Origin of the sequence: Methanobrevibacter sp. (assembly GCF_045644645.1) — an archaeon.
Classification (GTDB): Archaea; Methanobacteriota; Methanobacteria; order Methanobacteriales; family Methanobacteriaceae; genus Methanocatella.
The window spans coordinates 1-10269 of the sequence record NZ_JAZRHE010000068.1; the positions used below are offsets into that span (position 1 = coordinate 1).

Here is a 10269-nt window from a genome sequence, read left to right on the forward strand (position 1 = left end):
GGTGTGTCAAAAGTATATATAATGAAATGTAATAACTGTGGTTTTGAGAACAATGATAAAGCGAAATATTGTACTAAATGTGGCGTGCCGTTAGTCCAGAAAACCCAGCCGCAGATACCTGCTAAAGAATCGAATAGTTCAAAGTATATTATCATAGCTCTAATAATAATGATTCTTATTCTTGCGGGGTCTTTAGCATTTTTAGCATATAACATGAATTTTAATCATGTTGAAAATAATAATGATTCGAAAAACACTTCTGCTCAATTGGCTGATGATAGTGAATCTGCCGGCGGTGATGATGTGAAAACTCAGCAAGTCTCTTCGACTAAACAGACACCTTCAACTCAAGTTGTCGAATCTAAATCCTGGCAGTCCATAGGCAGTTATTCCGGTTCCGGTTCGGGTTCGCAAACTATCAATGTTCCTTCAGGAAAAATCATGGTAAAACTTTCTGCGTATCCTATTAAAAACTATGCTACAAATCATTTGTATGTAACCGGCTCTAATGGTGCCAGCGGAGGTGTTGATTGGGGTTCACATAGTGATGTGGAAACCAGATCAGATTCATTTGAGTATACTTCCTCCAGCGATGAGACATTTACCATAGATTATTATGAAACCGTAAGCTGGGAAGTTGAATTTTTCAGATATCAATAATTGATATCTTTTCTTTTTTTCAATAAATTATTAATATTTTAAATAATAAAGTATCTAACATGTTTTTTGATTTAAACATTAAGGGAAATAGCTATGAAAACAATTTAAAATTGGCTAGTGAAGCTTCAAAATATGGCTGGAATCATATTAATTTTTCTTATAATCAGGATAATTATTCAAATGCTTTAAAATTTAAAAATGAATTAAACAGTGAGTTAGATGAAAGTATAAATGTTGATTATACCTTGGAAATTAAATCAAATAACGTAAATGAAATCAGAAAGATTGTGAATAAATTCCGAAATAGGTCTTCATGCATCTCTGTTGTTGGTGGAGATTTGAAAGTAAACAGGGCAGCATTGGAGAATGTTAAAATTGATATTTTGTCAAGGCCGTATTTAAAACGTTATGACAGTGGTATAAACCATGTTCTTGCAAAAGAAGCAGTAAAAAATAATGTGGCTATTGAATTATGTTTTAAAGATGTTTTGAGAAGTTATTTGTCCCACAGGTCCAAGGTCATTTCTAATTTTAAAGATGTTTATACGTTATATAGAAAATATGATTTTCCATTGATTTTATCTTCAAGGGCAGAGTCCGTTTATGATATTAAAACCACCCACGATTTTATGGCATTTTTTAGGCAAACCGGTTTGTCTGAAGAAGAGATTATAAAGTCTTTTGATAATTCTTTAAATATTTTGGATTTTAATAGAAATCGTGATGACATGATTTTAACTGGTGTTAGGAGGATTAACGATGGGTCTTAAGGTTCTTCCACCCACATTAAGAAAGAATAATAGGTATCTGACTGTTGAAATAAAAACTGGATCTCCAATTGTTAAGGATGATTTGGTTTCAATTGTTTGGGATGCCTGCGTTAGATTTCAGGGGGAACTCAATACCTCTAATTTCAATTTATGGGTCATGCGTTTTTACGAATTTGAAAATGATGAGAGTTATTATGGATATAAGGCGATTATTAGATGTCAGAGGGGATATGTTGAAGAGGTTAGGTCTTCGCTAGCTTTAGTGAATATGTATAAATGGGATAGGATTTCAATCACGACCATAGGGTTGTCAGGTACAATCAAGGCATCACATAAATATATTTAATTACTTTTTGTTATTTTAAAATAGAAAACTTTATTAATAATATATATTATATATATCAATTGAATTTATGGAAACCTGTGTAAAAAAGTATTTTAATAAACTACTTAGTAGTGATTAAAAGTAAAAATTGCCATTCATGGAGATTGGTTTTATTTTTTATGTTGTTGAATTTAAAGTTGATATTTATTAAAATATTTATATAAAATATGAGGTATTAATATGCAACCTTTACAAAATGCTGGATATGATAGGGCTATTACTGTATTTAGTCCAGATGGAAGGCTTTTCCAAGTAGAATATGCAAGAGAAGCTGTAAAAAGAGGAACTACATCAATCGGTGTTAAAAGTTCTGAAGGAATTGTTTTAGCTGTGGATAAAAGGACCACTTCTAGTTTGGTTGAAGCATCATCTATTGAGAAAATATTTAAAATAGATGAGCATATTGGAGCAGCTACTTCAGGCCTTGTAGCAGATGCAAGAGCTTTAGTTGAAAGAGCAAGAGTTGAAGCTCAAATCAACAAAATCACATATAGTGAACCTATTAGGGTAGCAAGTTTGGCTAAAAAATTATGTGATATGTTACAGTTGTATACTCAAAATGGCGGTGTAAGACCATTTGGTTCTGCTTTAATCATTGGTGGAGTATATGAAGACAAATGCAGATTATTTGAAACTGACCCTAGTGGAGCCTTAATTGAATACAAGGCAACTGCTATCGGTTCAGGAAGATCTGCAGCAATGGACATATTTGAAGAAAAATACGAAGATGATATCACATTGGACGGTGCCATTAATTTGGCCATCACTGCTATTAACGAAGCTACTGATCATGATACTACTTCTAATAATGTTGAAATTGCTGTCATCAAAAAAGACGACGGTAAGTATGAAAAGCTTTCTCGTGAAGAAGTACAAAAGTACATCGATGAAATTTTAGCAGTCGAGGAAGAGGAAGAAGAAATCGAAGATGAAGTAGAAGAATCTGAAGAAGATCTGAAAGAAGATGAAGAATGAATTTAACAACTGTTAGTTAGGGGATGTTTCAATGGTAAATGTTGATGAAGCTATAATTGCTAAATACGAATACTGTGGTGAACATTTTGAAATATTGGTTGACCCTGATTTAGCAGCTGAATATAGAAATCCTGATGGTCAAGATGTTGCCATTGAAGATCTTTTAGCTGTTGAAGAAATTTTTAAAGACTCCAAAAAAGGAGACAAAGCTTCTGATGAAGCTATGAATAAAATTTTTGAAACTACAGATCCTATTGAAGTTTCTAAAGTTATACTTGAAAAGGGTACTGTTCAATTAACTGCAGATCAAAAAAGAAAAATGCAAGAGGATAAACGAAAATTAGTTATTAATAAAATAGCTAAAGAGGCAGTTAATCCTCAAAATGGTTTGCCTCATCCGGTTCAAAGAATTGAAAATGCATGTGATGAAGCAAAAGTTAAATTTGATCCGTTTACTTCAGTTGATCAACAAGTACAATCTGCACTAAAAGCTATCAAACCACTTATTCCTATTAGATTTGAAAAAGCTAAAGTTGCTGTTAGGCTTCCGGGTTCTGTTGCTGGAAGTGCTTATTCTGTGATTCGCGGATTCGGTGAAATTATTAATGAAGAATGGCAACAGGATGGCTCATGGATTGGTATTATTGAAATGCCTGGTGGTCTTCAAAATTCTTTTGCTGCAAAAATGGCAGAGATTTCAGGTGGAGAAGCAGAAACTAAAACTATTAAATAATTAACTTAGACTTATGGGATTATTATGATATATGTGGAAAATAAAGATTTAGTTATTCCTGGTCAGGTATTAGCTGACGATGAATACTATTCAGGAAGAAGTAACTTTAAAGAGAATGGTAAAGTTTGTTCTTCTTTAATGGGACTTGTTTCTTTGAGGAATAAAAAAATTAGAGTCATTCCTCTTAAAAGTAAATATGTTCCTAAAAAAGGAGATGTCGTAATAGGTAAAATTAATGATGTCAGATTCTCAATGTGGGATGTAGACATTAATTCACCTTATTCCGGAATTTTACCGGCTTTTGAAGTGTTCGGTCGTGAGAAAAAAGAACTCAACAAAGTATATGATGTTGGGGATGTGCTTTTTTTAAGAGTTGTCGATGTTGATGAAATCAAAAAGGCAAAACTCGGCTTAAAAGGAAGAGGAATGGGCAAATTTAAAGGAGGAATTATCGTAGATATAGCTCCTACCAAAGTACCTAGATTAATTGGTAAAAAAGGTTCTATGATCAACATGATTAAGGATAAAACCAATTGTAAGATTGTCGTTGGTCAAAATGGTCTTGTTTGGGTAAAAGGTGACGAGGACATGGAACAACTTACCAAAGATGTCATACATTTAATTGAGGCTGAAGCCCATACTTCAGGTTTAACAAATAAAATCAAAAACAAATTATATTTGGCTATTGATGGTGAGATACCACCTGAAGAAGTTCCTGAAGAGGAAGAAGAATTTGTTTTAGAAAAACCTAAACTTCAAAATTTTAAAGAAGAGTTAGAGCAAGAAGAAAGAGAAGCTGAAGAAGAAAGAGAAGCTGAGGAAGAAAAAGAAGAAAAACCCGACATAGCTGAGGTTATTGAAGAATTAAAAAGAAAAAATAAAAAAGACAACACCTTGTCTTATGGTGAAAGTTCAAATAATTCTTTTATTTTAAATAATAAACAATGATTATTAATTCTTCAGATATTAAGAGGTTGATATAATGTCAGAAATGATAAGAGAGGATGGTAGGAAGTTTGATGAATTACGTCCTATTAAAATTGAAGCAGGAGTTCTTGAACGTGCAGATGGTTCTGCTTATTTGGAAGTTGGAGGAAATAAAATTTTAGTTGCTGTTTATGGACCTAGAGAATCTTATATTAGGAGATTACTTGAACCTAATACCGGTGTAATCAGATGCAGATATAATATGGCTCCATTTTCAGTGGATGATAGGAAAAGGCCTGGGCCTGACAGAAGGTCATCAGAGATTTCTAAAATTACTGCTGATGCATTAAGACCAGCATTAATGTTAGAAAATTATCCTCGTTCAATGATTGATATTTATATAGAAGTAATTGAAGCTGAAGGAGGAACCCGTTGTGCAGGAATTACTGCGGCTTCCGTTGCTTTGGTTGATGCAGGAGTGCCTATGAAGGATATTGTTGTAGGTTGTGCTGCTGGTAAAGTTAATGATGAAATTGTACTTGACTTATCCGAACATGAAGATAAGGAAGGTCAAGCTGATGTTCCAATAGCCATCATGCCAAGAACTGGAGAAATTACATTGTTGCAAAGTGATGGTAATTTAACTGAAGAAGAGTTTGCAAAAGCAATTGATTTGGCTATGGAAGGATGTCTTGAAGTAAGCAAGCTTCAAAAAGAAGCTTTAATGAAAAAATATTCTACAGAATAGTGGGTGGATAAAATGGATATAGTACCAGAAATTACAAGACAAAGTATTACAAACCTTGTCAGAAATGATAAAAGAGAGGATGGCAGGGGATTAAATGAATATAGGGATATTTCAATTGAAACTGATGTCATATCTAAAGCTGAAGGTTCTGCTCGTGTAAAAATTGGTGGAACCCAGGTTATTGTCGGTATTAAACCACAACTTGGAAGCCCATTTCCAGATACTCCAGATTTAGGGGTTTTAATGACCAATTGTGAAATGTTGCCAATGGCGGATCCTAATTTTGAACCAGGACCACCTAGCGATGATTCAATCGAACTTGCACGTGTAGTTGACAGGGGTATCCGTGAAAGTGAATTGGTTGAATTGGATAAATTATGTGTGGAAGAAGGAAAACACGTTTGGATGTTATTCATTGACTTACACATTATTGATAACTGCGGAAACCTTTTCGATGCTTGTGAATTGGCGGTTATGGCTGCACTCAAATCCACTAAATTGCCTGTTGCAACCATAGTTGATGAAGAAGTAGTTATTAGTGAAGAGGAAACCTTTGATTTACCGATTAATAATGAATTGGCTTTATGTACTTTTGTTAAAATTGGTGATAAAATGGTTTTAGACCCAACATTGGATGAAGAGAGGGTGGCTAGTGCCCGTTTAAATGTTGGTGTTACTAAAGATGGTAGAATCTGTTCAATGCAAAAAGGCGGTTCTCAACCATTAACAAAAGAAGAACTTCTCAGCGCTGTTAATGTAGCGGTTTCAAAAACAAAAGAATTAATAGAACATCTCTAAATGTCTGTTGGACGATTTAGATTTCTAAATTCTTTTTTTAATATTTTTTTATTGTCAATCAAAACAAATTTTGTTTCTATTTTTTTTATTAATCCTTTTATGTGAAGTGAATCTTGGGAAATTAAATATCCGATTTCCGGGATGATGTTTTTATTGTAAATTGAATGTAACGGTTCTGAAGTTTTCAGTTTATCATCACTGTCATGGTATGGGACAATGGCCTGATAATCTTTATTTATCTCATTAAAAATAGTATTAATATAATTTTTTGTAACATAGGGGCTGTCGCAGGGCAATATCAATGCATATTGGCTATTAATATTTTTGAGTCCTGTTGATATTCCCGGAAGGGGGCCCTTGTTTTTTATTTCATCTTCAACAAATGTGATTGGGTAGGAGTAGTCATCCTGATTAATGAATTCCTTATATTTCCCAATCCTTTCCGTATCATTTAAAACAATTATAGCTTCATTTATTTCATGGTTTAAAGTAGAAAGGATATGTTTAATCATAGGTTTGTCTTTAATAATCATTGATCCCTTATCCTGACCCATTCTTCTACTTTGCCCTCCACATAAAATAATGCAAGATTTAATATTTTCACGGTTTTTAATTTCATTACTCATATTAAATCTCCCACATCACCTATTTTACATAGACATCCGCATCTTCATCAAATGGGTTGGTACGTATGACCAATGCAATCATATATGGGTAATGTTTATTCAGGTATCTTAAATAATAAACCCATTCGTGTATTAGTTTATTGTATACTCTGTGCATGTCCCCATTTAAATGCGCAAAGTCGGCATCGGTTACCAAACTTAAATCCTTTCTATGCTCTAACTCTTCATCTAAGTGAAGAATTGCATTGATTAATCCGGTGAATTCTTCCTTTTCAAGTAGATTTGGGTTATTTATTAAATTTATGATAAATTCCCTTTTGTCTGCCAATAAATCATTTAAATTATTTAAAAATTCTTCTCTATTTTCGGGAGCAATATCCGCTTGAAAATCAATTGTTGCATCTTTAAGTTCTTTTAATTTGTTTTCATAGTCTTTATCATCCCAATCTTTGATGGATTTTAAATTTTCAGTATTGGCTTTGTATTTATTTGCACTGCTAAGTTGACTGATCAATTCATTTCCAATTTCGGAAAAGAATGTGCTCATAAGCATATCTAACTTTTCTAGCATTGCCTCTTTTTCTTTTCTTTCAATAATCTCATCAAGAATGAATGCAACAACTAAGATATCAACCGGAATAAATCCTAGATGTGTCCAGACATATGAGATAATATGTTCAGCATCTCCCAATACGAGGTAATTTGATCCATATATGATTATGATTAGAACTACCATCAATATGGAAAATTTGATTTTCCATTTCTTATGTGAATCCATTTTTAAATCTCCAATAAATTTTCGTTATCTTTTTTTGGCTGTTATTATAGCTATCGGGTTTTCACTTATCATCATAACCCCACGGTCAAGGACTCTTCCATTGGAAATGTTGACTTCCATGATTTTAGGGTTATAATTAAGTTCTTTGAGCTTGTTTACAGCTTCTATTTTGGTATCAACCAAAATGGCAGTTATAATAATTCTGCCGTTTGAATTTAGTTTTGAATGAATGATGTCCAAGATATTTTCAAGTTCCCTGCCGCTGCCCCCAACAATGGCAATATCAATATTGTCAATATCTTTTAGAGCGTTTGCCCCATTATCATTTATTAGAGTGACATTGTCTCCAAGTCCGAACTTGTTAAGGTTTTCTTGAGTGATTTCAATAGCTTCTGGATTTGTGTCAATTGAGATTACTTCACTTGCCCTTTGTGAGAATTCACAGGTGATTCCTCCGGTTCCGCATCCGCAATCGACGACTTTATCCTGAGCTGAAACCTCTGACTTATAGAGTATTATGGCTCTTATGGCTTCTTTTGTTGGTCCTGGGACATCACATGATTTAATAAAATCCTTATCTTCTAACATTTATTCCCACCTTTTAAACAAGTCATTTTCAATTTTCAAAGAGTCCAATATTTTCCCGACAATAAAATTGATCTGATCATCAACTGTATCATGTGCTGAATAAAATCCCGGCATTGCAGGTAAAATGATGGCTCCTTCCTGTGATAATGTTAGCATGTTTTGTAAATGAACGCTTCTAAGTGGAGTTTCACGTGGAACAATTACGGTAGGTCTTTTTTCTTTTAAGCTCACGTCAGCAACTCTTGTAATTGTATTGTCCCCATATCCATTGGCTATTGATGACAATGTTTTCATTGAGCATGGTACGATGGCCAGGCCATCCGCTTTAAATGATCCGCTATTGATGGAAGCAGTCAAATCATTAAAGCCGTAATATTTATCAGCCAGTTTTATTATTTCATCCACAGAATAATCAGTTTCAGATTCTATCACTGTTTTTGCGGCATCACTAATGACCAAACTATTTTCAATTTCCAACTCTTTTAAAACTTCGAGCAATCTTATTCCGTATATTACTCCACTTGCACCGGTAATTGCTATCACTATCATATTATCTCCTAAAATAGTTTAATTTGGTCATAATGAATTCCATGGAATTTTTCTTTATCTATTTCCGGCAAATCTAAATATTGTTCTAATTTGAATTTATCGAATTTCGGTTTTTCTTCTTCAGGAACATAAACGCTGATGTCAGGTATATTGAATCTTGCTTTACTTAATGCAGATATGATATTGGATATCTCGGTTAAAGGATACAATTTTCCTTCCAAATCAACCTGAGTCTTCATTTCATCAAAACGAGGATATTCTGCAATATTGATGAATACGTAATCTTTATCAATGTCATAGTCCTGGGATATTTCCTCTTCTGCCTTTCTCAGCTCCTTTCCCTCTATCTTGTACATCTTTTCAGGAACTTTAAAGTTATCGAGTCTAATAGTTTTTACTCTTTTTAAAAGGTTTCTATTATCTAATCTGGACATTATTTCATTTGCATATCTGATATCACAGTTTCTGAATATTGAAACGATATCCATATCATCGTATTTGTAGATATTTTTCTCATCGATCATGCCTTCATCGATTACTTTTTTAAGGCTTCTCCTAAACATTGAATTTACAATGCGTGTGGTGTGGTGCTGGTATACGCTAGGATACATGAAATATCTTGATACTAATGCTCCTTCTGCAGCCTGAACTCCTTTAATATTCAATATCAAACCATTTTCCAGTTTTAAGTTGGAGATTATTCTTTCATAATCAATTACTCCGTAAGCGACACCGGTATTATGCGAATCTCTTAAAAGGTAATCCATGCGGTCAACATCAAGTTCTCCAGATACGATTGGTCCAAGATGTCCTTTTCCGTTAACAATGTCGACTATTTCATTAACATCAAATTTCTCTTCAAGCAAATCTCTCATGGATGTTTTTGTAACCACATATTTTGTCAATTCCTCATGGGGCACTGACAAAACACCTTCTGAGACATTAGAAAATGGGCCATGGCCAACATCATGCAGGAGTGCTGATACTCTAATCAGTTCAATTTCATCATTATTCAATCCGAGTTCCGTTGCTAGTTTCGAACCTAAATACATGGTTCCCACGGAATGTTCAAATCTGGTATGGTTTGCTCCGGGATAAATTAGACTTATTAATCCTAGCTGTTTTATTCTCCTTAAGCGCTGAAATTGAGGCATATCCATTACTTGCTCTTCAAATTCATTTAAGCTGATATCTCCATATACGCTATCTCGAATAAATTTTTTCTTTTCAGTCATCTAACCGTCTCCGAATAGTTTACTACATTATAAGAAGTTGTATTATTAATAGTTACAGTGTTATTAGTTATATTGGTGGTTGTATTAGTAACATTGACTGGTTTGGGTTCAACATATGGCACTTCTTCAATCTGATTTGGCTCAAATGAATTATTTTCAATTGGAATCAATTTGTACGAGTCGGTATCTTCCTTGACTGTTAGGTTAGCGAAAGAAGTACTAATACAAAAAGCAATAATAGCAATTATGAAAAATATTATTAAATTAGCTTTTATTGAGTCTTTCATAATAACACTCTTTTCCTTTATTCAATTTATTCGCTTTAAATTTGTTAATTTATAATTATATTTATATTTTAATGTAATATTTAATATTTATTAAAATCCTTCATATTATATTTTTAATTATTTTTTTATTTCGAGGAAATATTTTTTTTGAATAGTTTACATATTTTTTTAATTTTATAGTAACTTTGTTCATTAAAAATTATTTTTTAC

At 33.1% G+C, this 10269-nt stretch carries 13 protein-coding genes; 8 read left to right on the top strand and 5 right to left on the bottom strand.

The genetic code is table 11. The features are described 5' to 3' along the window. Nucleotides 1-3 precede the first annotated feature (3 nt). The 8 genes from ACKI4K_RS03930 to rrp42 all read left to right on the top strand — a co-directional run bounded on the left by ACKI4K_RS03930 (nt 4) and on the right by rrp42 (nt 5996). A complete protein-coding gene (locus ACKI4K_RS03930; RefSeq protein ID WP_407422517.1) occupies nt 4-660 on the top strand; it encodes a zinc-ribbon domain-containing protein in 657 nt (218 codons plus the stop codon). A 59-nt stretch (nt 661-719) separates the two neighbouring features. After that, a complete protein-coding gene (rnp3, locus tag ACKI4K_RS03935; protein ID WP_407422495.1) occupies nt 720-1430 on the top strand; it encodes a ribonuclease P protein component 3 in 711 nt (236 codons plus the stop codon). Then, nucleotides 1420-1776: an Rpp14/Pop5 family protein gene (locus tag ACKI4K_RS03940; protein ID WP_407422497.1), complete on the top strand. Its 357-nt coding sequence runs from the start codon at nt 1420-1422 to the stop codon at nt 1774-1776. Before rnp3 ends, ACKI4K_RS03940 begins: the two co-directional genes overlap by 11 nt. A 219-nt stretch (nt 1777-1995) precedes the next feature. Beyond that, complete coding sequence (gene psmA, locus ACKI4K_RS03945) at nt 1996-2790, top strand: archaeal proteasome endopeptidase complex subunit alpha (RefSeq protein ID WP_407422499.1); 795 nt, start codon at nt 1996-1998, stop codon at nt 2788-2790. A 31-nt stretch (nt 2791-2821) separates the two neighbouring features. Further along, a complete protein-coding gene (locus tag ACKI4K_RS03950) occupies nt 2822-3523 on the top strand; it encodes a ribosome assembly factor SBDS (protein ID WP_407422501.1) in 702 nt (233 codons plus the stop codon). Nucleotides 3524-3547: 24 nt separating this feature from the next. Continuing rightward, nucleotides 3548-4471: an exosome complex RNA-binding protein Rrp4 gene (gene rrp4 / locus ACKI4K_RS03955; RefSeq protein WP_407422503.1), complete on the top strand. Its 924-nt coding sequence runs from the start codon at nt 3548-3550 to the stop codon at nt 4469-4471. 31 nt (nt 4472-4502) lie between these two features. After that, nucleotides 4503-5198, top strand: a complete 696-nt coding sequence (gene rrp41, locus ACKI4K_RS03960) for an exosome complex exonuclease Rrp41 (protein ID WP_407422519.1) — start codon at nt 4503-4505, stop codon at nt 5196-5198. 12 nt (nt 5199-5210) lie between these two features. Further along, nucleotides 5211-5996, top strand: coding sequence for an exosome complex protein Rrp42 (rrp42, locus tag ACKI4K_RS03965; protein WP_407422505.1), 786 nt, complete (start codon nt 5211-5213; stop codon nt 5994-5996). Here the strand turns inward: rrp42 and ACKI4K_RS03970 are convergent. Genes ACKI4K_RS03970 through ACKI4K_RS03990 form a run of 5 tightly spaced genes read right to left on the bottom strand, consistent with a single transcriptional unit; the run spans nt 5993 to nt 9772 of the window. Next, nucleotides 5993-6622 (bottom strand): molybdenum cofactor guanylyltransferase, encoded by a 630-nt coding sequence (locus tag ACKI4K_RS03970; RefSeq protein ID WP_407422507.1) that lies wholly within the window; start codon nt 6620-6622, stop codon nt 5993-5995. The two genes, rrp42 and ACKI4K_RS03970, sit on opposite strands and share 4 nt — an antisense overlap. A gap of 19 nt (nt 6623-6641) precedes the next feature. Further along, complete coding sequence (locus ACKI4K_RS03975; RefSeq protein WP_407422509.1) at nt 6642-7400, bottom strand: hypothetical protein; 759 nt, start codon at nt 7398-7400, stop codon at nt 6642-6644. Between the two features lie 24 nt (nt 7401-7424). Further along, nucleotides 7425-7988 (bottom strand): precorrin-6Y C5,15-methyltransferase (decarboxylating) subunit CbiT, encoded by a 564-nt coding sequence (gene cbiT / locus ACKI4K_RS03980; RefSeq protein ID WP_407422511.1) that lies wholly within the window; start codon nt 7986-7988, stop codon nt 7425-7427. Continuing rightward, nucleotides 7989-8537 (bottom strand): UbiX family flavin prenyltransferase, encoded by a 549-nt coding sequence (locus ACKI4K_RS03985; protein ID WP_407422513.1) that lies wholly within the window; start codon nt 8535-8537, stop codon nt 7989-7991. 8 nt (nt 8538-8545) lie between these two features. Beyond that, nucleotides 8546-9772, bottom strand: coding sequence for an HD domain-containing protein (locus tag ACKI4K_RS03990; RefSeq protein WP_407422515.1), 1227 nt, complete (start codon nt 9770-9772; stop codon nt 8546-8548). Between the last annotated feature and the right edge of the window lie 497 nt (nt 9773-10269).

Coding starts and splice junctions, on each gene's coding strand:
- cbiT (WP_407422511.1), bottom strand. CDS start 7,988: ATGTTAGAAGATAAGGATTTTATTAAATCATGTGATGTCCCAGGACCA.
- ACKI4K_RS03985 (WP_407422513.1), bottom strand. CDS start 8,537: ATGATAGTGATAGCAATTACCGGTGCAAGTGGAGTAATATACGGAATA.
- ACKI4K_RS03950 (WP_407422501.1), top strand. CDS start 2,822: ATGGTAAATGTTGATGAAGCTATAATTGCTAAATACGAATACTGTGGT.
- psmA (WP_407422499.1), top strand. CDS start 1,996: ATGCAACCTTTACAAAATGCTGGATATGATAGGGCTATTACTGTATTT.
- ACKI4K_RS03940 (WP_407422497.1), top strand. CDS start 1,420: ATGGGTCTTAAGGTTCTTCCACCCACATTAAGAAAGAATAATAGGTAT.
- rrp4 (WP_407422503.1), top strand. CDS start 3,548: ATGATATATGTGGAAAATAAAGATTTAGTTATTCCTGGTCAGGTATTA.
- ACKI4K_RS03970 (WP_407422507.1), bottom strand. CDS start 6,622: ATGAGTAATGAAATTAAAAACCGTGAAAATATTAAATCTTGCATTATT.
- rrp42 (WP_407422505.1), top strand. CDS start 5,211: ATGGATATAGTACCAGAAATTACAAGACAAAGTATTACAAACCTTGTC.
- rnp3 (WP_407422495.1), top strand. CDS start 720: ATGTTTTTTGATTTAAACATTAAGGGAAATAGCTATGAAAACAATTTA.
- ACKI4K_RS03975 (WP_407422509.1), bottom strand. CDS start 7,400: ATGGATTCACATAAGAAATGGAAAATCAAATTTTCCATATTGATGGTA.
- ACKI4K_RS03990 (WP_407422515.1), bottom strand. CDS start 9,772: ATGACTGAAAAGAAAAAATTTATTCGAGATAGCGTATATGGAGATATC.